The 23,630-nt window shown below is 66.8% G+C and carries 25 protein-coding genes and 1 pseudogene; 10 read left to right on the top strand and 16 right to left on the bottom strand.

Annotation, left to right across the window (positions count from 1 at the left end; translation table 11 throughout):
- Window positions 1-461 precede the first annotated feature (461 nt).
- A complete protein-coding gene (locus tag Y694_RS07360) occupies window positions 462-803 on the top strand; it encodes a hypothetical protein (RefSeq protein ID WP_036231252.1) in 342 nt (113 codons plus the stop codon).
- Window positions 804-886: 83 nt separating this feature from the next.
- On the opposite strand, the gene Y694_RS07365 is transcribed toward Y694_RS07360, so the two are convergent.
- The 3 genes and pseudogenes from Y694_RS07365 to yaaA form a co-directional block, all read right to left on the bottom strand.
- Window positions 887-1,099, bottom strand: a complete 213-nt coding sequence (locus Y694_RS07365) for a hypothetical protein (protein ID WP_036231255.1) — start codon at window positions 1,097-1,099, stop codon at window positions 887-889.
- A gap of 121 nt (window positions 1,100-1,220) precedes the next feature.
- Window positions 1,221-2,090, bottom strand: a complete 870-nt coding sequence (locus Y694_RS07370) for a 2OG-Fe(II) oxygenase (RefSeq protein WP_036231258.1) — start codon at window positions 2,088-2,090, stop codon at window positions 1,221-1,223.
- A 27-nt stretch (window positions 2,091-2,117) separates the two neighbouring features.
- Window positions 2,118-2,890 (bottom strand): annotated as a pseudogene (yaaA, locus tag Y694_RS07375) (peroxide stress protein YaaA).
- A gap of 71 nt (window positions 2,891-2,961) precedes the next feature.
- Between yaaA and Y694_RS07380 the strand changes: the two are divergent.
- The gene (locus Y694_RS07380; RefSeq protein ID WP_036231261.1) at window positions 2,962-3,372 is read left to right on the top strand and encodes a YchJ family protein; all 411 of its coding nucleotides are present in this window, start codon (window positions 2,962-2,964) and stop codon (window positions 3,370-3,372) included.
- Window positions 3,373-3,382: 10 nt separating this feature from the next.
- Here Y694_RS07380 and ahpF read toward each other — a convergent pair whose 3' ends face one another.
- The 5 genes from ahpF to Y694_RS07405 form a co-directional block, all read right to left on the bottom strand.
- Complete coding sequence (gene ahpF / locus Y694_RS07385) at window positions 3,383-4,954, bottom strand: alkyl hydroperoxide reductase subunit F (RefSeq protein ID WP_036231263.1); 1,572 nt, start codon at window positions 4,952-4,954, stop codon at window positions 3,383-3,385.
- 152 nt (window positions 4,955-5,106) lie between these two features.
- Window positions 5,107-5,670: an alkyl hydroperoxide reductase subunit C gene (gene ahpC / locus Y694_RS07390; RefSeq protein ID WP_011829688.1), complete on the bottom strand. Its 564-nt coding sequence runs from the start codon at window positions 5,668-5,670 to the stop codon at window positions 5,107-5,109.
- A 125-nt stretch (window positions 5,671-5,795) separates the two neighbouring features.
- Window positions 5,796-6,377, bottom strand: a complete 582-nt coding sequence (locus Y694_RS07395; protein ID WP_011829689.1) for a DUF3501 family protein — start codon at window positions 6,375-6,377, stop codon at window positions 5,796-5,798.
- 25 nt (window positions 6,378-6,402) lie between these two features.
- A complete protein-coding gene (locus tag Y694_RS07400; protein ID WP_011829690.1) occupies window positions 6,403-7,752 on the bottom strand; it encodes a heterodisulfide reductase-related iron-sulfur binding cluster in 1,350 nt (449 codons plus the stop codon).
- Window positions 7,753-7,899: 147 nt separating this feature from the next.
- Window positions 7,900-8,319, bottom strand: coding sequence for a rubrerythrin family protein (locus Y694_RS07405; RefSeq protein WP_036231269.1), 420 nt, complete (start codon window positions 8,317-8,319; stop codon window positions 7,900-7,902).
- A gap of 228 nt (window positions 8,320-8,547) precedes the next feature.
- On the opposite strand from Y694_RS07405, the gene Y694_RS07410 reads away from it, so the two are divergent.
- Window positions 8,548-9,321 carry an IclR family transcriptional regulator gene (locus Y694_RS07410; protein ID WP_011829692.1) on the top strand — a complete coding sequence of 258 codons (774 nt, stop codon included), beginning with the start codon at window positions 8,548-8,550 and terminating at the stop codon, window positions 9,319-9,321.
- A gap of 67 nt (window positions 9,322-9,388) precedes the next feature.
- Here Y694_RS07410 and pbpG read toward each other — a convergent pair whose 3' ends face one another.
- From pbpG to Y694_RS07440, 6 genes are all read right to left on the bottom strand, one after another.
- Window positions 9,389-10,366, bottom strand: coding sequence for a D-alanyl-D-alanine endopeptidase (pbpG, locus tag Y694_RS07415; RefSeq protein WP_081782201.1), 978 nt, complete (start codon window positions 10,364-10,366; stop codon window positions 9,389-9,391).
- 162 nt (window positions 10,367-10,528) lie between these two features.
- Window positions 10,529-12,070: a 2-isopropylmalate synthase gene (locus Y694_RS07420; protein ID WP_036231271.1), complete on the bottom strand. Its 1,542-nt coding sequence runs from the start codon at window positions 12,068-12,070 to the stop codon at window positions 10,529-10,531.
- Between the two features lie 209 nt (window positions 12,071-12,279).
- Entirely contained in the window at window positions 12,280-13,125 is an 846-nt protein-coding gene (gene pssA / locus Y694_RS07425) for a CDP-diacylglycerol--serine O-phosphatidyltransferase (RefSeq protein ID WP_036231304.1), read from the bottom strand.
- Window positions 13,126-13,282: 157 nt separating this feature from the next.
- Window positions 13,283-14,299 (bottom strand): ketol-acid reductoisomerase, encoded by a 1,017-nt coding sequence (gene ilvC / locus Y694_RS07430; protein ID WP_011829696.1) that lies wholly within the window; start codon window positions 14,297-14,299, stop codon window positions 13,283-13,285.
- 39 nt (window positions 14,300-14,338) lie between these two features.
- Window positions 14,339-14,830: an acetolactate synthase small subunit gene (gene ilvN, locus Y694_RS07435; RefSeq protein ID WP_011829697.1), complete on the bottom strand. Its 492-nt coding sequence runs from the start codon at window positions 14,828-14,830 to the stop codon at window positions 14,339-14,341.
- Between the two features lie 164 nt (window positions 14,831-14,994).
- Window positions 14,995-16,770, bottom strand: coding sequence for an acetolactate synthase 3 catalytic subunit (locus tag Y694_RS07440; RefSeq protein WP_036231285.1), 1,776 nt, complete (start codon window positions 16,768-16,770; stop codon window positions 14,995-14,997).
- A gap of 247 nt (window positions 16,771-17,017) precedes the next feature.
- On the opposite strand from Y694_RS07440, the gene Y694_RS07445 reads away from it, so the two are divergent.
- Genes Y694_RS07445 through Y694_RS07470 form a run of 6 tightly spaced genes read left to right on the top strand, consistent with a single transcriptional unit; the run spans window position 17,018 to window position 20,360 of the window.
- Complete coding sequence (locus tag Y694_RS07445; RefSeq protein WP_036231287.1) at window positions 17,018-17,584, top strand: RNA polymerase sigma factor; 567 nt, start codon at window positions 17,018-17,020, stop codon at window positions 17,582-17,584.
- Window positions 17,581-18,033 (top strand): DUF3619 family protein, encoded by a 453-nt coding sequence (locus Y694_RS07450; protein ID WP_051495631.1) that lies wholly within the window; start codon window positions 17,581-17,583, stop codon window positions 18,031-18,033. Before Y694_RS07445 ends, Y694_RS07450 begins: the two co-directional genes overlap by 4 nt.
- 2 nt (window positions 18,034-18,035) lie before the next feature.
- Window positions 18,036-18,785, top strand: coding sequence for a DUF3106 domain-containing protein (locus tag Y694_RS07455; protein ID WP_051495632.1), 750 nt, complete (start codon window positions 18,036-18,038; stop codon window positions 18,783-18,785).
- Window positions 18,786-18,788: 3 nt separating this feature from the next.
- Window positions 18,789-19,382 carry an RDD family protein gene (locus tag Y694_RS07460; protein ID WP_051495633.1) on the top strand — a complete coding sequence of 198 codons (594 nt, stop codon included), beginning with the start codon at window positions 18,789-18,791 and terminating at the stop codon, window positions 19,380-19,382.
- The gene (locus Y694_RS07465) at window positions 19,379-19,759 is read left to right on the top strand and encodes a diacylglycerol kinase (RefSeq protein ID WP_036231290.1); all 381 of its coding nucleotides are present in this window, start codon (window positions 19,379-19,381) and stop codon (window positions 19,757-19,759) included. Before Y694_RS07460 ends, Y694_RS07465 begins: the two co-directional genes overlap by 4 nt.
- A gap of 13 nt (window positions 19,760-19,772) precedes the next feature.
- Window positions 19,773-20,360, top strand: coding sequence for a TIGR00730 family Rossman fold protein (locus tag Y694_RS07470; RefSeq protein WP_036231292.1), 588 nt, complete (start codon window positions 19,773-19,775; stop codon window positions 20,358-20,360).
- A 12-nt stretch (window positions 20,361-20,372) separates the two neighbouring features.
- Here Y694_RS07470 and Y694_RS07475 read toward each other — a convergent pair whose 3' ends face one another.
- Window positions 20,373-20,711, bottom strand: a complete 339-nt coding sequence (locus tag Y694_RS07475) for a P-II family nitrogen regulator (RefSeq protein WP_011829705.1) — start codon at window positions 20,709-20,711, stop codon at window positions 20,373-20,375.
- 33 nt (window positions 20,712-20,744) lie between these two features.
- Window positions 20,745-22,424 (bottom strand): NAD+ synthase, encoded by a 1,680-nt coding sequence (locus tag Y694_RS07480; protein ID WP_173402794.1) that lies wholly within the window; start codon window positions 22,422-22,424, stop codon window positions 20,745-20,747.
- Between Y694_RS07480 and Y694_RS07485 the strand changes: the two genes are divergently transcribed.
- Window positions 22,423-23,619 (top strand): GNAT family N-acetyltransferase, encoded by a 1,197-nt coding sequence (locus Y694_RS07485; protein WP_051495634.1) that lies wholly within the window; start codon window positions 22,423-22,425, stop codon window positions 23,617-23,619. The two genes, Y694_RS07480 and Y694_RS07485, sit on opposite strands and share 2 nt — an antisense overlap.
- Window positions 23,620-23,630 lie beyond the last annotated feature (11 nt).

The raw sequence follows: 23,630 nt of genomic DNA on the forward strand, positions 1-23,630 counted from the left end.
CGGCGCCCGCAGTGGCGGGGCCGGTGGCCCTCGCGGCGGTGGCGGCCACGGCGGGGGCGGTGGCCGCAGTCGCTGATTTGCGACAGGGCGCCGAGGCGTCCGGCAACGGACCGAAGCATGTACTTCGGTCCCGGGGCCCGCTGGCCGGGAGTTTGGGGCACTGCGAACGGTGACCTGCAGCCGCCTCGTCCATCGTTCGCACACAGCGATTGCATTTGGACGCGCCTCGTCACACCCCGTTTTCTCGCAGGACCTAGAGTCCACGCGATGAAAGCCAGCTTCGATCTTTCCCCACGCTGGAGCACCACGTGGTCCGGGGCCGACATCGTGGTGCGGCGCAACAGCAACGAAGTCGATCGGCTGCACACGCCGGATATCCGGCGCATCGTCTTCGTGCAGGCCACCGGTGCACAGGGATCGGCCGATCCCTCTTTGCGCTGGTCGAACTGGAGGCCGAGTTCGTGGTCTTCCCGACCGAGACCGGATTCGCCGGGCGCGTCCATTTCGAACGTCAGGCCTTCTGGGCCGCCAAGGCGTGCACCTACTGGACCAACACCGTCACCGCACGGCTGCCGGCGCATTGCCTGCGCCGCCGCGGCTTCATGCTCTCGCGGCGCAGCCCGCGCTACGGCCGCGTCCCGCGGGCCGACCTCGATGCCGTGGTGGAGCAGTGGCTCATCGAGGGGCCGTGCAGCTGGGACGAGCGCCGCTGGCAGCGCTTCGAGCGCTCGGTGCCATTCGCCCACATCGACACGCGGCGCGACACGATGCCCTCGCGCCTGCAGGAACCGCAGCAGGGCTGAGGGAGGGCCGCCGTCGGCCGCGACCGGTACGCCTCGAGAGGAGAAGGCCCGCAAGCGCGGGCCTTCTTTCTTTGTGCCGACGTTCAGGCCGTGGGCTTGGTTGCCGCCGCCTTCTTGTGCTTCTTCTTTGCCGCGGTCTTCTTCGCGACCGCCTTCTTTTCCGTCTTCGCCGGCGCGGCCGTCACCGCAGCGGATGGCGTCGCAGCAGGCGCTGCGGGTGCAGCGGGCGTCGCGGTCTGGGCCTGAGCTCCCAGGACGATCAGTGAAGCAGCGAGACCAGCAATCAGCTTGTTCATTTGGGGCAACTCCTCGAAGGGTGAATGAGCGACAGGCTCCTTCACTCAACGGTCCGCCCGGCGGCAACGGCGACGCCCGGCAGCTGCGTTCAGGCCGGCGTCAACCGTCGCAAGCCCCGCGTCAATCGAAGCGTCCGACGCGCAGCCACTTGGTCGCCACCCACTTGTCGCCCTCCAGCACCGGCGCGCCGCCGTGCAGGCTGCGGGTCGAGGGGTGCGGCCGGTCGTAGCTGAAGAACACGGCATGCCCCTTGAGTGGCGTGACCTCGAGGCCGATGTCCGGGAAGGTGGTGCCTCCGCCCCGCGTCGGGGTGTTGAGGTAGGTCACCAGCGTGGCCACCCGCTGGCCGCCGCGCTGCAAAACAGCCGGGGTGCCGGGCTGGTCGGGGTCGAAGTAGTCGTAGTGCGGCTTGTACTCGGCGCCCGGCCGGTAGTGCAGCACCTGCAGGCCCTCACCGTTCTCGACTGGCCAGTTCAGCAGCGCCGCGATGCGGGCCTCGAAGCGCGCGCACACCGGGTGCTCGCCGCGCGTGAAGAACATGCCATCGCTGGTGCGGGCGGCGTTGACCTCGCTGGCTCCGGTGGCCGTGTCGACCGTGTGCGACCGCGCCAGCCGCGCGCCCGCGAGCGCCACGATCTCGTCGCATTCCGCGTCCGACAGCAGGCCGGAGAAGACGATCACGCGCGGATCGCGCATCGCCATCACCACGCGCACCTCGCGATCGTGTGCCCACAGGGTGGCCGGCGCACCGTCGAGGAAAGGCTCGGGCACCCGCGCGGGCGGTGGCAGCACCTTCTGCCGGGTACCCGCCTCGACGATGTCGCGCAGCACGATCTCGAGCACGTCCAGCGCGGCATCCTCCTCCCAGCCGCTGGCCTTCATGGACGCCAGCAAGGCTTCGGGCGTGTGCCCGGCGCGTGCCTGGTCGGTGACCCATTCGCGCATCTCGCGGGTGATGTGGGGCACGCTGCGGGTGGGAGTTGCACTCATCGGGCAGTCGATAGCGTTGCGGAGGCGTCAGGGCAGGCGGCGACGGAACACCATCCGGTCGGGTTCGCTTGCCGAAGCATCGAAAGCATAGCCCTCGAGATCGAATCCGGCCAGCGCCCGCGGCGATCGCGCGCGGTGCAGTGCCGCGTAGCGCACCATGAGTCCGCGCGCCCGCTTGGCGTGGAAGCTGATGATCTTGTAGCGCCGCCCTTCCAATCCTGGAACACGCAGTGGACGACACGCGCGCGCAGTTCACTGCGATCGACCGCCTTGAAGTACTCCTCCGACGCGAGGTTCACGACCACCGGCGCTCGTTGCCCGGCGAGGCGCTCGTTCAGGTGCTCGGCGATGCGCGTACGCCAGAAGGCGTAGAGATCCTTGCCCAGCGGGTTGGCGAGCCGCGTCCCCATCTCGAGCCGGTAGGGCTGCAGGCGGTCCAGCGGTCGCAGTACGCCGTACAGGCCGCTCAGGATGGCCACGTGCTCCTGCACCCAGCGGACCTGGGGCCGGCTCAGTTCGTGCGCGCCCAACCCACCGTAGACGTCACCGTCGAAGGCGAACAGCGCGGGCTTGCTGTTGGCCGAGGTAGGGCGCGGACTGAAGGCGGCATAGCGGGCGACGTTGAGTGCGGCCAGCGGCTCGCTCAGGTCCATCAGCTCGGCGATGCCACGCTCGTCGTGCTGGCGCAGCAGCCCGATGAGTTCGCCGGCCGCGGCCGAGAAATGCGGCACACCGGCATCGGGCACCGGCGCGGGATGTTCGTAGTCGAGCGACTTGGCGGGTGAGATCAGGAACAGCATGACAGGCGAGGAACGGCGAAGCGCGAAGGGTAGCAGCGCGGCTGCCGCCCCGGTCGCGGTAGGCTCGCTCCATGGTTCCCGACGCGAAGCACGCCCCCTTGCCCTGCCCCTGCGGCCGCCCGGCCTATGACCGGTGCTGCGGACGCCATGTCGGGACGGCGCTGCCGGCCCCCGATGCCGAGACCCTGATGCGCTCGCGCTACAGCGCCTTCGTGCTCGACCGCCGCGAGCATCTGCTGGCGACTTGGCACGCTTCGACCCGGCCCGCGGCGATCGAGCCACCGCCACCCGGCCTGCGCTGGCTGGGCCTCGAGGTGCGGCAGCACCGGCTCACCGGCCCCGACGCGGCCGAGGTGGAGTACGTGGCCCGAAGCAAGCTCGCCGGCCGTGCCCACCGGCTGCACGAGCGCAGCCGTTTCGTCCGCGATCAGGGCCGCTGGTTCTATCTGGACGGCGAGATTGACCCGCCGGTCGCCGGCTGAGGCCGACGCCTCAGGCGAGCGCAGGCGCCGTCGAGCGGATCAGGTGGTCGAAGGCGCTCAGCGCCGCCTTCGAGCCCTCGCCGAGCGCGATCACGATCTGCTTGTAGGGCACGGTCGTCACGTCGCCAGCCGCGAACACGCCAGGCACCGAGGTCTGGCCACGGGCATCGACGATCACCTCACCGTGCCGGGACAGCTCCACCGTGCCCTTGAGCCAGTCGGTGTTGGGTAGCAGGCCGATCTGCACGAACACGCCCTCGAGCGCCAGCTGGTGAACCTCGCCGGAGGCACGATCGGTGTACGTCAGGCCATTGACCTTGTGCCCGTCGCCGGTGACTTCGGTCGTCTGCGCCTGGGTGATGACCTTCACGTTGGGCAGACTGTGCAGCTTGCGCTGCAGCACCGCATCGGCGCGCAATTCCGCGGCGAACTCGAGCAGCGTGACGTGCGCCACCACGCCGGCCAGGTCGATCGCGGCCTCGACGCCGGAATTGCCGCCGCCGATCACCGCCACGCGCTTGCCCTTGAACAGCGGGCCGTCGCAGTGCGGACAGTAGGTCACTCCCTTGGTCCGGTACTCCTGCTCGCCGGGCACGTTCATGTCGCGCCAGCGCGCGCCGGTGGCGATGATCACCGTGCTGGCCTTCAGCGCCGCGCCCCCGGCGAAGCGCACTTCGGTCAGCTCACCGGGTTTGCCGGGGATCAGCGCCTCGGCACGCTGCAGATTCATGATGTCGACATCGTAGGCCTTGACGTGCTCTTCCAGCGCGACGGCGAACTTCGGGCCGTCGGTCTCCTTGACCGAGATGAAATTCTCGATCGCCAGCGTGTCCAGCACCTGGCCGCCGAAGCGCTCGGCCGCGAGGCCGGTGCGGATGCCCTTGCGCGCCGCGTAGATGGCAGCGGCCGCGCCGGCCGGGCCGCCGCCAACGATCAGCACGTCGTAAGGCGCCTTGGCGCTGAGCTTCGCGGCCTCGCGCTTCACGGCGCCGGTGTCGAGCTTCGCGACGATCTCCTCCAGGCCCATGCGGCCCTGGCCGAAGACCTGGCCGTTGAGAAAGATCGTCGGCACGGCCATCACCTGGCGTTGTTCGACTTCGGCCTGGAACAGCGCACCGTCGATCGCCACGTGGCGGATGTTCGGGTTCAGCACCGCCATCAGGTTGAGCGCCTGCACGACGTCAGGGCAGTTCTGACAGCTCAGGGAGAAGAAGGTCTCGAACAGGTAGTCGCCTTCGAGTCCCCGGACCTGCTCGATCACCTCCGCCGCCGCCTTCGAGGGATGGCCGCCGACCTGCAGCAGCGCCAGCACCAATGACGTGAATTCATGGCCCATCGGCAGACCGGCGAACCGCAGGCCGATCCGCGCGCCGGGGCGGTTCAGCGAGAACGAGGGCTTGCGCTCGGCGTCGTCACGGCGCACCGAGAGCGTGATGCGGGCCGAGAGTTCGGCGATGTCGTTCAGCAAGGCCAGGAGCTCCTGCGACTTGTCGCCTTCGTCGACCGAGGCCACGATGTCGATCGGGTGTTCGACCTTTTCGAGATAGCTCTTCAGTTGGGTCTTGAGGGCAGCGTCCAGCATGGTGGCTCGTCCTTGGAAAATTCAGGGAAAAGGCCGTCCCGACGCCCGGGCCTCGTGCGCCCGGTCGTGCGGTCCGGCGCTCGGCCGGGGTCAGGGGTTCCGGCTCCACGGACCGGCTTCGATCGGAAGCAGTCCGCGGCGAACGCGGACCGTCAGATCTTGCCGACGAGGTCCAGCGAGGGCTTCAGCGTCTCGGCACCTTCGGTCCACTTGGCCGGGCAGACTTCACCGGGGTGCGCGGCGACGTACTGCGCGGCCTTGACCTTGCGCAGCAGCTCCGTGGCATCACGGCCGATGCCGTTGTCGTGCACTTCAATGATCTTGATCTTGCCTTCGGGGTTGATCACGAAGGTGCCGCGGTAGGCCAAGCCTTCCTCTTCGATCAGCACCTCGAAGTTTCGCGCCAGCGCCGCGGTCGGGTCACCGACGAGCGGGTACTGCACCTTGGAGATGGTGTCCGAGGTGTCGTGCCAGGCCTTGTGCGCGAAATGCGTGTCGGTGGAGATGCCGTAGATCTCGACGCCGAGCTTCTTGAATTCCGCGTAATGGTCAGCCAAGTCGCCCAGTTCGGTCGGGCAGACGAAGGTGAAGTCGGCCGGGTAGAACACGAACACGGACCACTTGCCCAGCAGGTTCTCGTTGCTGACAGGCACGAACTTGCCGTTGTGGTACGCGGTGGCCTTGAAGGGCTTGACTTCGGTGTTGATCAGGGACATCGGGAGCTTCCTTATCGGGACAGGGTTGAGTGATACCGTGCCCAAATAGTAATGCGACCCCGTTATCCACTTTATTCATAGACTAAATCAAACTCATCCGAAATTGCTATCGAACCGACCGCGGCTCAGCGCAGGTCGCCCGCCAGGCTGGCCAAGGTTTCCGGCGGGATGCCGGTGTGCGCCGGGTAATTTCGGTGGTCGCAACCCAGCTTCACGGCGGCGCCAGCCCGGATGGCCTCGATCGCGACCCGGGTGAACTCGAAGCGAAGGAAGTGCACCGAGGAGGTCTTCTCCTCGGTCTCCCGGTCCAGGTCCTCGTCGGCGATCGCATAGACGCGCTGCAGCCCTTCCGGCTCGACGAACATCCGATCCTCGATGCCGATCAGGCGCGCCAGTTCGCGCTTGCGCTCGTGCGCGTCGGGGTATTCGATCAGCATCGTCGCCTTCCAGTTGCCGCCGTCCGGCACGAGCGGCGCATAGGCGTCGATCTCGGCCTGGATGCCCGCCTCGTCGAAGATCTTCTCGATGTGCAGCATCTCCTGGATTTGACGGCGGACGGTGCGCTCGTCCTCGAACTGCACGCTGAGGTGCTCGCCGAGCCGCACGGTGCGCAGACGCCGGTGCGCGATCGACTCGGGCTTGCCGGTCTGGCGGACCTTGGCATAGGCCTCGAGCGACATCAGGCTGTCTCTGGGAATGGTCGTCATGGCGATCTGTCCTCGCTGCGTGGGGTCACAGCCCGTAGGCGGTTCGCACCAGGCTGAGCGGATGCAGGAGCCTGGCGGCCGGGAACCCGCCCGCCTCCATGCCCTGCGCGATGTGGTGCCCGGCCAGCTGGCAGTCGGAGCTGATGTAGTCCGGTTCGTCCTTGGCCATGCTCTTGAAGACCGGCCGCCCGATCTTCATCGCGATCGGGTGGTAGGGGGTCTTCACGCCATACGTGCCCGCATGGCCCGAGCACCGCTCGACCGTGTTGAGCTGCACGGACACCGTCTGGCCGATCAGCTTGAACATCTCCTCGGTCTTCCGACCGATGTTCTGCACGCGGCCGTGGCAAGGGATGTGATAACTGACCTTGCCGAGCGCCTGCTTGAAGTCGGTCTTCAACAGGCCGTCGCGGTGCCGGGCGATCAGGTACTCGAAGGGATCGAACATCGCCTCCTTGACGAGCTGCGTGTCCGCGCACGCGGGGAACATCAGCGGCAGCTCCTGCTTGAACATCAGCGTGCAGCTGGGAATGGCACTGAGGATCGCGTAGCCCTCCTTCGCATACCTTGCGAGCACCGGCATGTTCGCGGCCTTGTGCGCCGCCACGGCGTCGAGGTCGCCGAGCTCCAGCTTGGGCATGCCGCAGCACTTCTCCTTCTCGACCAGCACATAGGGAATGTCGTTGTGCTCGAGCAGCTTGATCAGGTCGTGACCGATGCCGGGTTCGTTGTAGTTCACGTAGCAAGTGGAGAAGATCGCCACCTTGCCCGGCGTGCGTTCCCCGTTCGTGACCACGGTGGCACGGCCCTGCCGACTCGCGGACCAGCGGAAGCGGTTGCTCGCGAGTTCCGGCAACCAGGCGTCGGGATGCACCTGCAGCGCCGAGTCGAGCAGCTTGCGCATTGGCCGGGTCTTGTTCAGCGCGTTGGCCACCTGGACCACCACCGGGATGCCGGCGAACTGGCCGTGCACGTCTGTCGAGGCAAGCAGCTTCTCGCCAGCGCCGACACCGCCCTTCTTGAACTTGATCGCCTTCGCCCGCAGCATCGTGTGCGGGAAATCCAGGCGCCAGGGGTGCGGCGGCACGTAGGGACATTTGGTCATGTAGCAGAGGTCGCACAGGTAGCACTGATCGACGACCTTCGCGTAATCCTGCTTCGGGATGCCGTGCACCTCGCCGTCGTCGGTCGCATCGACCAGATCGAACAGGCTCGGAAAAGCCTGACACAGGCTCACGCAACGGCGGCAGCCGTGGCAGATGTCGAAGATGCGCTCGAGCTCCTTCTCGCAGGCCGCCTCGTCGTAGTACTCGGGGTTCGTCCAGTCGATCGCGTGCCGGGTAGGGGCTTCGAGATTGCCCTCGCGTGTGCTCATCCGGGGTTCTCCTGTGGACCAAGGGCTTCCTGCGCGGGAAGGAACGGCGACTCGCGAGCGCAAGGCATGCACACGGGCGCCGAGCGGGGCACGGCGCTCCGCTCGACGCTCGCTGCGGCGGCGACGCTACGCGCCACCGCCGTCTGCTCAATCGACCAGGGCGTCCAGCGCCTTCTGGTAGCGGTTCGCGTGGGAGCGCTCGGCCTTCGCCAGGGTCTCGAACCAGTCGGCGACCTCGTCGAAGCCTTCGTCGCGCGCCTGCTTCGCCATCCCCGGGTACATGTCGGTGTACTCGTGCGTCTCGCCGGCGACGGCGGCCATCAGGTTCTGGCGGCTCGACCCGATCGGCAGGCCGGTGGCCGGGTCGCCGACAGCCTCGAGGAACTCGAGGTGGCCATGCGCGTGGCCGGTCTCGCCTTCGGCGGTGGAGCGGAACAGCGCCGCCACGTCGTTCTGGCCCTCGATGTCGGCCTTGTTCGCGAAGTAAAGGTAGCGACGGTTCGCCTGCGATTCCCCGGCGAACGCGTCCTTCAGGTTCTGCTCGGTCTTGGAGCCCTTCAGTTGCATGTCGATCTCCTTGTCGTGCGTGTGCGATGGTGACCACGGAGCCTGGAGGGCCCAGTGCGCGTCGACGGTAGAGGAGACCGGAGGCAACGTCCAATAGCGCGCGTCAATGCAGAGAATTGTGCGGGTTTACCTGAGGGCCCGTGCCCCGTTTACCCTCTGAGTTGACGCGTCGCTCCGCAGCGACGGCCCCGAAACAGGAATCCGCCACGCTGAGCGACAATCCACGCTATGAAACGCACCGAAGCCCAGGCGCCGACCATTCAGGTGATGGAGCGCATGTTCTCGCTGCTCAACGTTCTGGCGGCGCACCCGGATCCGGTCTCGCTGAAACACATCAGCGAACAGACCGGATTGCACCCCTCCACGGCCCATCGCATCCTCAACGATCTCGCGATCGGTCGCTTCGTCGACCGGCCCGAGGCGGGCAGCTACCGGTTGGGCATGCGCCTTCTCGAACTCGGCAACTTGGTCAAGGCACGGCTGGACGTCCGGGAGGCTGCGATCGCGCCGATGCGCGAGCTTCACAAGCTCACGCACCAACCCGTGAATCTTTCGATGCGTCAGGGCGACGAGATCGTCTACATCGAGCGGACCTACAGCGAGCGCTCCGGCATGCAGGTCGTTCGCGCCGTCGGCGGCCGCGCCCCGCTGCACCTGACCTCCGTGGGCAAGCTGTTCCTCGCGCACGACGACGCCCAGCGAGTCCGGGCCTATGCCGCCCGTACGGGGCTCGCCGGCCACACGCGCAACAGCATCACCGAGTTACCGGCTCTGGAGCGCGAACTGGCGAAGGTGCTGCAATACGGCAGCGCCCGCGACAACGAGGAACTGGAACTGGGCGTGCGCTGCATGGCAGCCGGCATCTTCGACGACCAGGACAAGCTGATCGCCGGACTGTCGATCTCGGCCCCCGCCGATCGCCTGGAAGACAGCTGGATGGAGCGGCTGAAGGCCACTGCCGCCCAGATTTCGGCGGCCCTCGGCCACCACGCCAAACCCTGAAAGGCTGATCGCCGGGGTCTGCCCGGGCGGATGCCCGGCGCTCGCCGGTGCGTCCCGCCGCAGCGCGTCAGGAGGTCGTCTTCGGCCCTTCGGCCCGCGGAACTTCCGGCGTCACGGCAGGCGGCGGGCTTGCCTCGATCCAATGGCGCACGCGCTCGGCGTCGCCCTGCCGCGAGTACTTGCCGGCTGAATCGAGGAAGACCATGATCAGCTTGCGTCCCGCCAGTTGCGCCTGCATGACCAGGCAGCGACCCGCCTCGGAGATGTAGCCGGTCTTCTGCAACCCGATGTCCCAGGCTGGATTGCGCACCAGGCCGTTGGTATTGCGGTACTGGAGCGTGCGGCGCCCGACCGCCACGCTGTATTCCTGCGAGGTCGACAGCTCGCGGATCAGCGGATGCTGGTAGGCCGCCGATACCAGCGCCGCCAAGTCGCGCGCGCTCGATTGATTGCGGCTCGACAGTCCCGTGGGCTCGACATAGCGCGTGTCGGTCATGCCGAGCAGGCTGGCGCGCGCGTTCATCGCCGAGACGAAAGCCACCAAGCCGCCCGGGTAATGCCGGCCCAGCGCATGGGCCGCACGGTTCTCCGACGACATCAGGGCCAGATGCAGCATCTCGCCACGCGTCAGCTGGGTACCGACGGCCAGTCGCGACCCGCTGCCCTTCTCGGTGTCCACGTCGTCCTGGCTGATCGTGAGCATCTCGTCGAGCGACTGCCCGGCTTCGACGACGACCACCGAGGTCATCAGCTTCGTCAACGACGCGATCGGCAACACGGCCTGGGCGTTCTTGTCGATCAGCACCTCGTGGGTGTCCTGATCCATCACGAGCGCCACGCTCGAACGCAGATCGAGCGGGTCATCGGTGGCACGCAGACCGCTGAGCTCACCGAAAGAGGGGCGTGCCACCACCGTACGGACCGACTTGCGCGTCGCGGCACGAATGCTCTTTACCTTGGCCTTCGACTTGGCACTCGCCTTGCTGGCGCTGCTCTGACGTTTGGTGGCGGCATCGGCGCCCGTGCTCAGTCCGAAGGACAGCATGGCAAACAGGGCCAACAGAGCCACACGCCAACGAAACACAGGCAACGAAATCAACACGGGCACTCCCTCCGACACGCGCACGAGTCTAGGATAAAGAAAAAAAGCGCGCAAGATCAAAAGCTTACGCGCCCTTCCTCCATTCCACGTGAAGAATGCCTCCCGTTACCCCTGGGCGGCGACGCGCTCGTTCTTGCTGTGCAGCTTGTTCAGGGCCGACAGGTAGGCCTTGGCCGAGGCCACCACGATGTCCGGGTCCGCCCCCACGCCATTCACCACCCGTCCGCCATGCTGCAGCCGCACAGTCACCTCGCCCTGGGATTCTGTGCTGCCCGAGGTGATGGCATTGACCGAATAGAGCAGCATTTCTGCGCCGCTTTTCAGCTTCGACTCGATGGCCTTGAGACTCGCGTCGACCGGCCCGTTGCCTTCGCTCTCGGCGTGGAACTCGGTCTCTCCGACCGCGAAAGCCACCTTCGCATGCGGACGCTCCCCAGTCGCCGATTGCTGCTCCAGCGAGAGCAGCCGGTACGTCTCCTGCTCGTGGGTCACGCTCTCATCGCCGACCAGCGCGATGATGTCTTCGTCGAAGATGTCGCTCTTGCGATCGGCCAGATCCTTGAAGCGCGCAAAGGCCGCGTTGACGTCGGTCTCGGACTCGAGCTCGATTCCGAGCTCCTGCAGGCGCTGCTTGAAGGCGTTGCGGCCGCTGAGCTTGCCGAGCACGATCTTGTTGGCACTCCAGCCCACGTCCTCGGCGCGCATGATTTCGTAGGTGTCACGCGCCTTCAGGACGCCGTCCTGGTGGATACCGGAGGCGTGCGCGAAGGCATTTGCGCCGACGACCGCCTTGTTCGGCTGCACGATGAAGCCAGTCGTCTGCGACACCAGCCGCGAAGCCGGCACGATCTGCGTGGTATCGACGCCCACTTCGAGCCCGAAATGGTCGCGCCGCGTGCGAACCGCCATCACGACTTCCTCGAGCGAGCAGTTGCCTGCGCGCTCGCCGAGCCCATTGATCGTGCATTCGATCTGGCGGGCACCCCCGATCTTCACGCCAGCCAGCGAGTTCGCCACCGCCATACCGAGGTCGTTGTGGCAGTGAACCGACCAGACCGCCTTGTCCGAATTCGGCACCCGCTCCCGCAAGGTCCTGATGAAATTGCCGTACAGCTCGGGGATGCCGTATCCGACGGTGTCGGGCACGTTGATGGTGGTCGCGCCCTCGTTGATCACGGCCTCGATCACACGGCACAGGAAGTCCGGGTCGGACCGGTAGCCATCCTCCGGCGAAAACTCGATGTCCTCGCACAGGTTGCGGGCGAAGCGAATCGACAGCCTGGCCTGCTCCAGCACCTGCTCGCGCGTCATCCGCAACTTCTTCTCCATGTGCAGTTCACTGGTCGCGATGAAGGTGTGGATGCGAGAACGCGCAGCGCTCTTCAGCGCCTCGGCCGCCCGCGCGATGTCGCGGTCATTGGCGCGCGCCAGCGAGCACACGGTCGATTCCTTGATCACGTCGGCAATCGCCCGGACCGCCTCGAAGTCGCCGTTGCTCGACGCCGCGAAACCCGCCTCGATCACGTCGACCCGCAACCGCTCCAGCTGGCGCGCAATGCGCAGCTTCTCATCCTTGGTCATGGAGGCGCCGGGCGACTGTTCGCCGTCGCGCAAAGTGGTGTCGAAGATGATGAGCTTGTCGGCCATGGAAGTCTCCAGCGAAGATACGAAGGTCGAGGACTAAACAAAACGGCCCGCGAGCAGGAAGCGCGCGGGCCGTGGATGCAGAAACGACGGGACGTGTGCAATCAGCGCGCGCAGGGCACTCCTAGCAGTAGCAGCAGCGAAAAGCGGGCGCGAAACGTCATGAGCACAATATAGCACGCGCCTGATCACGGCACGCGCCGCAGTGGCTATCAGCGGTGCAGCCCCTCTTCATCGGGCTCGTGAGTGGACGTGGCGATGACGCTGACAGGCCTGCCCTTGGTCTTGCGCCACACGTAGACCGCGTAACCTGAGAAGCCGTAGCAGACGAACAGACTGAACAGCACGAGCGGCGGGTGAAGGTTGATCACTGCGATGAAGAGCGCGATCGCGACGATCACGATGAACGGGACCGTGCGCTTGAAGCTCACGTCCTTGAAGCTGTAGAACGGCACGTTCGTGACCATCGTCAGTCCGGCGTAGAGCGTGAACGCGAACGCCATCCAGGACAACCAGTCGATGCTGCCGGCCCCCTTGAACCCCGCGTCGTCCATCAGCCAGATGAACCCGACCACCAGCGCTGCGGCGGCCGGACTCGGCAGCCCCTGGAAGAAGCGCTTGTCGACGACACCGATGTTGGTATTGAAGCGGGCCAGCCGGAGCGCAGCCCCGGCGCAGTAGACGAACGCCGCCACCCAGCCGAGCTTGCCCAGCCCCCGCAGCGCCCACTCATAGACGATCAACGCCGGCGCAGCGCCGAAGGACACCATGTCCGACAGGCTGTCCATCTGTTCGCCGAAGGCGCTCTGGGTGTTGGTCATGCGCGCGACGCGACCGTCGAGGCTGTCGAGCACCATCGCGCAGAACACGCCGATCGCCGCCTGCTCGAAGCGGTCGTTCATGGCCATCACGATCGCGTAGAACCCGCCGAACAAAGCCGCAAGAGTGAAGAGATTGGGCAGGATGTAGATGCCCTTGCGGCGAGGCCGGCGCGGCGCCTCGTCGTCGACATCTTCGAGCGCGTCCGGCGTTTTCGGATCCTGCGTGCCGTCGTGCATGCTCATGCTCGGCCAGTCCGTGGCAACGAATCCAGACCCCTCGGCGCACCATGAAGATCGATCATGGGCGGGAGGATACCGCAGCACCCGTCGCAAGAAGGGCCGCGCACCCTTCAGTGTCGCGGCCCTAGACGGAGCGTGGAGCGGAAGGTCGCGATCAGTTGCGGCTCTTGTCCACCAGCTTGTTCGCCTTGATCCACGGCATCATCGCGCGCAGCTTCTCGCCCACCACCTCGATGTCGTGCTCTGCGGTCAGGCGGCGACGCGACAGCAGCGTCGGCGCACCGGCACGGTTCTCGAGGATGAAGCTCTTGGCGTACTCGCCGGTCTGGATGTCCTTGAGGCACTGGCGCATCGCCGCCTTGGTGTCCTCGGTCACGACCCTCGGCCCGGTCACGTACTCGCCGTACTCGGCATTGTTCGAGATCGAGTAGTTCATGTTGGCGATGCCGCCTTCATAGATCAGGTCGACGATCAGCTTGAGTTCGTGAAGGCATTCGAAGTAGGCCATCTCGGGCGCGTAGCCGGCTTCCACCAGTGTCTCGAAGCCGGCCTTGATCAGCTCCACGGTGCCGCCGCACAGCACGGCTTGCTCGCCGAACAGGTCGGTCTCGGTCTCCTCGCGGAAATTGGTCTCGATGATGCCGGCCTTGCCGCCGCCATTGGCTGCCGCATAGCTCAGAGCCAGGTCGCGCGCCTTGCCGGTCTTGTCGGCATGGACGGCGATCAGGTGCGGCACGCCGCCGCCCTGGGTGTAGGTGTTGCGCACCGTGTGGCCGGGGGCCTTCGGGGCAACCATCCACACGTCGAGGTCTTCGCGCGGCACGACCTGGCCGTAGTGGACGTTGAAGCCGTGCGCGAAGGCCAGCGAGGCGCCCTGCTTGATGTTCGGCGCGACCTCGGCGCTGTAGACCGAGGCGATCTGCTCGTCGGGCAGCAGGATCATCACGACGTCGGCGCTCTTGACCGCATCAGCGACCTCGGCCACCTTCAGCCCGGCCTTCTCGACCTTGTTCCACGATGCGCCGCCGCGACGCAGGCCGACGGTGACCTTGACGCCGCTGTCGTTCAGGTTCTGGGCATGCGCATGGCCTTGCGAGCCGTAGCCGATGATCGCCACGCTCTTGCCCTTGATGAGGCTGAGGTCGGCGTCCTTGTCGTAATAGACCTTCATGGGGTTCTCTCCTGTCGAAATTCAGTAATGGAACGGGGTTCAGACGCGCAGGATGCGCTCGCCGCGACCGATCCCGCTGGTGCCGGTGCGCACGGTTTCCAGAATCGCGGTGCGGTCCACCGCCTCGATGAACGCGTCGAGCTTGGGCGCATCGCCGGTGAGCTCGATCGTGTAGGTCTTTTCGGTGACGTCGACGATGCGGCCCCGGAAGATGTCGGCCATGCGCTTCATCTCGTCGCGCTCCTTGCCGACGGCGCGCACCTTGATGAGCATCAGTTCGCGCTCGGTGTACTGACCCTCGGTCAGGTCGACCACCTTCACCACCTCGATGAGCCGGTTGAGGTGCTTCGTGATCTGCTCTATCACGTCCTCGCTACCGGTGGTGGTGATGGTCATGCGCGACAGCGACGGATCCTCGGTGGCCGCAACGGTCAGGCTCTCGATGTTGTAGCCGCGCGCCGAAAACAGCGCCACGACGCGCGACAGGGCGCCCGGCTCGTTCTCGAGCAACAGGGCAATGATGTGTTTCATGGGTAGATCGTCCTTCGCGCTCTTCAGGACTGCGGCGGTAACCGCAGCCCTTGGCCACGCGCTTCGATGAATGAGTAGTGGTTCAGACCGCGGTCGCTGCACTCGCTGCGCTCCTGGCGACGGACCGGCAAGCCCGCCGCCCTCGCGCCGCGCGTGCCCCGGCCTTACAGGTCTTCCGAGCCCAGCAGCATCTCCGAGATGCCCTTTCCGGCCTGGACCATCGGCCAGACGTTCTCGGTCGGGTCGGTACGGATGTCGAGAAAGACCGTGCGGTCCTTCAGCCGGATCGCCTCGCGCAGCGCGGGTTCCACCTCGCTCGGTTTCTCGATCTTCAGTCCGACGTGACCGTAGGCTTCGGCCAGCTTCACGAAATCGGGCAAGGCCTCCATGTAGCTGTGCGAATAGCGGCCGCCGTAATCGAGCTCCTGCCACTGCCGCACCATGCCCAGATAGCGGTTGTTCAACGAGATCACCTTGACCGGCGTCTTGTACTGCAGGCAGGTCGACAGCTCCTGGATGCACATCTGGATCGAGCCTTCGCCGGTGATGCAGAAGACATCGGAGTCCGGCTTCGCGAGCTTGATGCCCATGGCGTACGGCAGGCCCACCCCCATCGTGCCCAGGCCACCCGAGTTGATCCAGCGCCGCGGCTCGTCGAAGCGGTAGTACTGCGCCGCCCACATCTGGTGCTGTCCGACATCGGAGGTGATGTAGGTGTCGCGCTCGCGGGTCAACTCCCAGAGCTTCTCGACCACGAACTGCGGCTTGATGACCTCGTCGGAGTTCTTGTACTTCAGGCACTCGCGACCGCGCCATTCGGCGATCTGCTTCCACCAGGCCGACAGGGCCTGCGAATCCGGCTTCGCCTGCGCTTCCTTGATCTGCGAGATCAGTTCTTGCAGCACTTCCTTCACGTCGCCGACGATCGGAATGTCGACCTTCACGCGCTTGGAGATGCTCGACGGATCGATGTCGACGTGCACGATCTTGCGCTCCACCGAAGCGAAATGCTTCGGGTTGCCGATCACCCGGTCGTCGAAACGCGCGCCCACGGCCAGCAGGACGTCACAGTTCTGCATCGTCATGTTGGCTTCGTAGGTGCCGTGCATGCCCAACATGCCCAGGAAGCGCGGGTCGGTCGACGGGAAGGCGCCCAAGCCCATCAGCGTGTTGGTGCACGGATAGCCGAGCAGGTCGACCAGCTGGCGCAGTTGCGCCGAGGCATTGCCGAGGATCACGCCGCCGCCGGTGTAGATATAAGGCCGCTTTGCCTGCAGCAGCAACTGCACGGCCTTGCGGATCTGCCCGCTGTGGCCCTTCTTCGCCGGACTGTACGAGCGCATCTCGACCACGGCAGGGTACTGGAAGGGCGCGGTCTTCAGCGACACGTCCTTCGGCACGTCGACCACCACCGGGCCAGGACGGCCGGTGCGGGCGATGTGGAAGGCCTTCTTCATGGTGAGCGCCAGCTCGCGCACGTCCTTCACAAGGAAGTTGTGCTTGACGATCGGCCGGGTGATGCCGACGGTGTCGCACTCCTGGAAGGCGTCGAGGCCGATCGCTGGCGTCGGCACCTGCCCGGTGATGATCACCATCGGAATCGAGTCCATGTAGGCAGTGGCAATGCCGGTGATGGCATTCGTCACGCCCGGACCCGAGGTCACCAGCGCAACGCCCACGTCGCCGGTCGCGCGCGCATAGCCGTCGGCCGCATGGATGGCCGCCTGCTCATGGCGTACGAGCACGTGCTCTATGGTCTCCTGTTTGTACAGCGCGTCGTAGATGTACAGCACGGCGCCGCCCGGGTAGCCCCAAAGGTACTTGACACCTTCGGCCTGCAGGCAGCGAACGAGAATTTCCGAACCGTTGGGCTCGGCAGCTTGGGTGGGGTGCGGTTGGGCCGTGGCGGCCCGCTTGATTTCCGCGGCAGACATGTCCATTTCGAACCTTTGTGAATTTCTCTGACGAAAAACCATCGGTGCCCCTCTTCGCACCCTGGTGGGGTGGATGTGGGGCCTGCGCGGTCTGGCAAAGCCACCCGGGTCGGATGGTGTTGAAGACCAATGAGCGTTTTGCGAGCGCACATTATGGCATCCGCCCGGCACCAGCCCGGCGCAGGCTGCTGCATCGAGGTGCGGTGACATAATCCGCGGCCTCCCCAAAGCCACGGCAGACAGGCCGCGCCTCTTGGCTTCCGACAAAGAACTCAGCGACTTCCTCAAGAGCGTCGAAAAGCGCGCCTTCAAGCGGGCCGTTTATGCCGTTCGCGACGACGATGCTGCGCTCGACATCGTGCAGGACTCGATGATCCGCCTGGCCGAGAAATATGCCGACCGGCCGCCGGCCGAGTTGCCGCTGCTGTTCCAGCGCATCCTGTCGAACGCCATGATGGACTGGTTTCGCCGGCAGAAGGTGCGCAATGCCGTCGTGCGCAATTTCTCGGATTTCGAGCCAGCGGACGCCGACGGCGACTTCGATCTGCTCGAGACTCTGGCGGCCGCCGGTGGTGCTACCACGGTCGAAACGGCGGCCGACGGCGTGTCGCGGGCCCAGATCCTGCTCGCGATCGAGACCGAAGTCGCGCGGTTGCCGGGGCGTCAACGGGAGGCCTTCCTGCTGCGTTACTGGGAGGAACTCGATGTCGCCGAGACCGCTCAATCGATGGGCTGCTCGGAGGGCAGCGTCAAGACCCATTGCTCCCGGGCAGTGCACAGCTTGGCGCAGGCCTTGAAGGCCAGAGGGGTGCTGCCATGAATCATTTCAACGTCGTCACGGGACCAACCCGGCTGGATCACCAGTCGCTCGAAGACCGCTTTGCGCTGCGTGTGGCGGCGGCTCTCAGCACGCACGTCGACAGTCTGCCCGGCGACGTGACGGAGCGCCTTCGTTTCGCGCGCGAGCAAGCGCTGGCGCGTGCCAGACAGGCTGCGACACGCACCGCCCCGAGCACCGCTCGGCTCGGCGGAGGCGTGTTGGCCTGGGGTGGAGAGCCCGGCTGGGGCTGGCGCCTCGCGACGTTGGCGCCGTTGTTCGCGCTGGTGGCCGGCCTGGTGCTGATCCAGATCCAGCACGACGACGACCAGATCAGCGCCGCGGCCGAGGTCGATGCCGCCCTGCTGGCCGACGACCTGCCGCCGGCAGCTTACACCGATGCCGGCTTCGCCGAGTTCCTGCGCCTGCCCGGATCGGTGGGCAGCAACTGAGGATGACGGGTTTCGTGTCCCTGCGGCGGGTCGCTGCGCGGCATCCGGCGTTTGCCCGGGTCGCGGCCGGTGCGTTGCTGAGCATGCTGCTGGCGCTGGCTGCGCCACTCGCCAGTGCCGCGGGTGCTGATGCCGGTGGCCCCGGCTGGAACAGCCTCGGCCCGGCGCAACGCGAGGCACTGGCACCGCTCCAGAGCGAATGGTCATCGATCGACCCCCAGCGCAAGCAGAAATGGCTGGAGCTGGCGTCGCGCTTCGATCGCATGTCGCCCGACGAGCGCAGCCGCGTTCAGCGACGCATGTCCGACTGGGTCAATCTCAGCGCCAAGCAACGCACCGAGGCGCGCATGAACTACCAGGGTGCAAAGGACCTGAGCCCGCAGGAACGCCAGCGCCGCTGGGAGGCCTACCAGTCCCTGCCTGAAAGCCAGCGGCGCGACCTCGCCGCCCGCGCCAAGACCGGCGCCGGCAAGGTCAATGCGCGACCCATCCCGCCAGCCGCCGAGACCAAGGTCAACACCGTCCCGAACCCGCTGCTGGAGGCCCGCAAGCCGCGCGCAGTGACACCGGGGCTGACGCAGGCCAAGCCTGGGGCCACGACCAACCTGATGTCGACGCGCCCCGCGCCCCCTCTGCACCAGCAGACTGGCCTGCCGAAGGTCGCGGCGACCCCAGAGTTCGTCGACTCGACGACGCTGCTGCCGCGCCGCGGCCCTCAGGGCGCAGCGACCGAGCCGCGCCGCAAGCCCTGACACGTGCCGACCCCGAACGCGCAAGCCGGCCTCGCGCCGCCGCCCGGGGCACTGGCACCGCCACTGCGTCGCCGGCTGGCGTGCTTCCTCTACGAGGGTGTGCTGCTGTTCGGCGTGGTGTTCGTCTGTGCGCTGATCTATTCCGTGCTCACCGATCAGCGCCATGCGATGGTCGGACGCCTTGGCCTGTTGCTGACCGCCTTCGTGCTGGCGCCCGGCGTTTACTTCACGTGGTACTGGTCGGGAAGCGGCCAGACGCTACCGATGCAGACCTGGCGCATCCACCTGCAGACGGCCGACGGCCGGCGGCTCACGCGCGCACGCGCTTTGGGGCGTTATCTCACCGCCTGGATATGGTTCCTGCCGGCCCTGGCCCTGGCTTGGCTGGCCGGCTGGCATGACAGCGGCGCGCACCTGGCCGCGGTGCTCGCGACCGGGGTCGCGCTCTATGCCCTGTCATCGAAGCTGCATCCGCAGCGCCAGTTCTGGCACGACGCGCTGTGCGGCACGCGGCTCGTCGACACGCGCGGCACCCCCCTGCCCGCGCCTGAGTTTCGCAGCGGCGCCATACGCCGCAGTTACCATCGCGCGCCATGAGCAACCCCTACAAAGGCCGCACCGGCCTGGACCGCGTGATCCGTGCGGCTGGCTACTCGATGGACGGGCTGCAGATCGCCTACCGCGGCGAGAGCGCGTTCCGGCAGGAAGTCTGGGCGGCCGTGCTGCTGGTGCCCACAGCCTTCTGGCTGGGCGGCAGCTGGATCGAGGTCTCTCTGCTGGTCGGCTCGGTGCTGTTGGTGTTGATCGTCGAGCTGCTCAATTCGGGCATCGAAGCGGCGATCGACCGCGTCAGCTACGAGCTCCACGACCTGTCCAAGCGCGCGAAGGACCTCGCCAGTGCCGCCGTGCTGCTGTCGCTGCTGCTGTGCATGGGCATCTGGGTGGCTGCGCTCTGGCATCGTTTCGGCAGCTGACGCGGCGCGAACCATGACGAAGCGCTTCACGCTGTGTGTGTACTGCGGCTCGCGCCTTGGCGACGATCCGGCCCATGCCCACGCGGCCCGGGCCGTTGGCCGGGAGATCGCGCAACGCGGCTGGCAGCTGGTCTACGGTGGCGGCAACGTCGGGCTGATGGGCATCGTCGCCGACGCCGCGCTGGCGGGCGGCGCCCCGGTGATCGGCGTGATCCCGCGGTCGCTGATGGAGCGCGAGGTCGGACACTCCGGCCTCAGCGAACTGCACGTGGTCGAGACCATGCATCAGCGCAAGCAAGGCATGGCCGAACAGGCCGACGCTTTCCTGGCGCTGCCCGGCGGCATCGGCACCTTCGAGGAGTTGTTCGAGGTGTGGACCTGGCGGCAGCTCGGCTACCACGACCAGCCGATCGGGCTGCTCAATGTCGGCGGCTACTACAACGCTCTGGTCGCGTTCATGCAGCAGACGGTAGACGCCGGCTTCGTCTCGGATGGCACGCGCGCGATGCTGGAGATCGGTGACGAGCCGTCAGCCCTGCTCGATCGGCTCGCGGCCCAAGCCGCGCTAAGCGGCGGCCGCGACGACTACAGCCGAACCTGAGCTTCCGTTCGGTCAGACCGCCGCTTCGTCCGTTTCGCCGGTGCGGATGCGAACGACCTGCTCGACCGAGCTGACGAAGATCTTGCCGTCACCGATCTTGCCGGTCTTGGCCGCCTTGACGATGGCTTCCAGGCAACGATCGACGTCGACGTCCTTCACCACCACCTCGAGCTTCACCTTCGGCAGGAAGTCGACCACGTACTCGGCACCACGGTACAGCTCGGTGTGGCCCTTTTGGCGGCCGAAGCCCTTGACCTCGGTCACGGTCAGACCGGACACACCCACCTCGGCAAGCGCCTCGCGCACTTCCTCGAGCTTGAAGGGCTTGATGACGGCGGTGATCTGTTTCATGGCGCGCTCCGGTGAAAGGTGACTGACCAGAATTTAAGCACGGAATTTCGAGGTGATGGGATAGCGCCAGTCCTTGCCGAACGAGCGGTGCGTGATGCGAATCCCCACCGGTGCCTGCCGTCGCTTGTACTCGTTGATCTTGATCAGCCGCGTCACGCGCTCCACATCGGTGCGTGCGTAACCCGCAGCGACGATCTCCTCGACGCCCTGATCGTCTTCCATGTAGCGCGCCAGGATCGCGTCGAGCACGTCGTAGGGCGGCAGGCTGTCCTGGTCGGTCTGGTCCGGCCGCAGTTCCGCAGACGGTGGCCGCGTGATGATGCGTTCGGGTATCACCGGCGCGGCACCCTGCGCATTGCGCCAGGCCGCGAGGCGGTAGACCAGGGTCTTGGCCACGTCCTTGATCACCGCGAAGCCGCCCGCCATGTCGCCGTAGAGCGTGCAGTAGCCGGTCGCCATCTCGCTCTTGTTGCCGGTGGTCAGCACGATGCGACCCGACTTGTTCGACAGGGCCATCAGCAGCGTGCCACGGATGCGCGCCTGGATGTTCTCCTCGGTCGCATCCTCGGCCAGGCCGGCGAACTCCAGCGCCAGGGCTGACTTGAAGGACTCGAACATCGGCACGATCGAGATCTCGTCGTACTGCACGCCCAGGCGTCGCGCCATGTCGCGAGCGTCAATCCACGAGATGTCCGCGGTATACGGCGAAGGCATCATCACCGCCCTCACCCGATCGGCCCCCAAGGCATCGACCGCGACCGCCAGCACCAGCGCCGAATCGATGCCGCCGCTCAGGCCGATGATGGCGCCGGGGAAGCCGTTCTTGCCGAGATAGTCGCGCACGCCGGTCACCAGTGCTGCCCACGCCTGCGATTCCAGCGAAGGCGCCGGCGCCAGCGGGCCGCTGACGGCGCCGTCGGCGTTCACCTGAACCGCAAGCACCTCCTCCACGAAGCTGGCGGCGCGCGCCCGCACAGCGCCCTGTGCGTCGACTGCGAACGAGGCCCCGTCGAACACCACCTCGTCCTGTCCGCCGACCAGGTGTGAGTACAGCAATGGCAGGCCGCTCTCCACGGCGCGCCGCGCCATGCGTTCCTCGCGCTCCTCGGCCTTGCCGAGGTGGAAGGGCGAGGCATTGATCACCGCCAGCACCTGGGCGCCCGCCGCCTTCGCCGCCGCCGCCGGCTCGTCGAACCAGGCGTCCTCGCAGATCAGCAGCCCGACGCGCAACCCGCCTGTCTCCACCACCAGCGGGCCGAAGCCGGCATCGCGGCCCGACACGAAGTAGCGGCGCTCGTCGAACACCTGGTAGTTGGGCAGTTCCCGCTTCGCATAGGTGGCCATGACACGCCCGCCGGCCAGCACCGACGCCGCATTGACCCGCCGCTGCACCGCCAGCGAGCGCGTGCGAAGATCGCCGAGTGCATCGATGGCCTGCGGGTGGCCGACCACCACCTGCAGGTCCGGCAGATCGGCCAGCGACGCCGCGCAAGCGGCCAGCGCTTCGTCGCAGGCACGCATGAAGGCCGGTCGCAGCAGCAGGTCTTCCGGCGGATAACCGGTCAGCGACAGTTCCGGCGTAATCACCAGTCGCGCGCCCTGTGCGTAGGCCTGGCGGGACCACTGGGCGATGCGTTGCGCGTTGCCTGCGAGGTCGCCGACGGTGGCGTTGAACTGGACGAGGGCGATCGAGGCAGACACGGTGGCAGGCATGGATCAGGAAGAAGACGCGTTGTCGATCGATGGTACCCGCGACCCCGAGGCGTGGGCGGTCCAGGTGCACGCCGATCCGGCCCTCATCGACGCCCAGGCCTGGGACGCGCTGGTCGACGCCAGCCCGGCGCCGACGCCCTTCATGCGCCATGCCTATCTGTGCGCGCTTCACGCGTCGGCCAGCGCCGTTTCGGGTACCGGGTGGGCACCGCAGTTCCTGGTGATCGAGCGTGACGAGGTGCTGGTGGCGGCCTGCCCGCTCTACCTCAAGAACCACTCCTACGGCGAGTACGTGTTCGACTGGGCCTGGGCGCAGGCCTATGAGGAGGCCGGACTGCGCTACTACCCGAAGCTGCTGTCGGCGGTGCCGTTCACCCCGGTGCCAGGCTCGCGCCTGCTGGCACGCGACCCGGCCGCGCGCAGCGTGCTGCTGCGCGCGATGGAGAGCTTCGCCCGACAACACGGCCTGTCATCGGCGCACGTGCTCTTTCTGGACGAGGCCGACCGCAGCGCCGCTGAGGCGGCCGGCTGGATGCTGCGCAGCACGGTGCAATTCCACTGGACCAACCGGGCTCCCGCGGCCTATGCCGACTTCGCCGATTTCCTCGCCAGCCTGCAGCGCGACAAGCGCAAGAAGATCCAGCAGGAGCGCCGCTACGTGCGCGAGGCCGGCGTCGAGTTCGAAACCCGCGTCGGCACGCAGATCCGGGCCGCCGACTGGGACTTCTTCTACCGCTGCTATCGCAACACCTACCGTGAGCACCGCTCGACGCCCTACCTGACGCGCGACTTCTTCGCCCACATGGCCGAGTCCCTGCCGCAGCACTGGCTGCTGTTCACCGCCCGGCGCGAGGGTGAGCCGATCGCCGCATCGCTGATCGCCCTCGACCCCGAACGCGGCCACGCCTATGGCCGCTACTGGGGCGCGCTCGCTCCGGTGAGTTGCCTGCACTTCGAGGCCTGCTACTACCAGCCGCTGCAGTGGTGCATCGAGAACGGCTACCGTCGCTTCGAGGGCGGCGCGCAGGGCGAGCACAAGATGGCTCGCGGGCTGATGCCGGTGCGCACGCATTCCGCGCACTGGCTCAGCGATGCGCGCTTTGCCGATGCCGTGGCGCGCTATCTGGCGCGCGAAGGCGCCGGCATCGAGGCCTACGTCGACGAGCTCGACGAGCGCAACCCATTCAAGCGATAGGGCCTCTTGCG

It is taken from the genome of Methylibium sp. T29-B, from assembly GCF_000576225.1.
GTDB lineage: Bacteria > Pseudomonadota > Gammaproteobacteria > Burkholderiales > Burkholderiaceae_C > Methylibium > Methylibium petroleiphilum.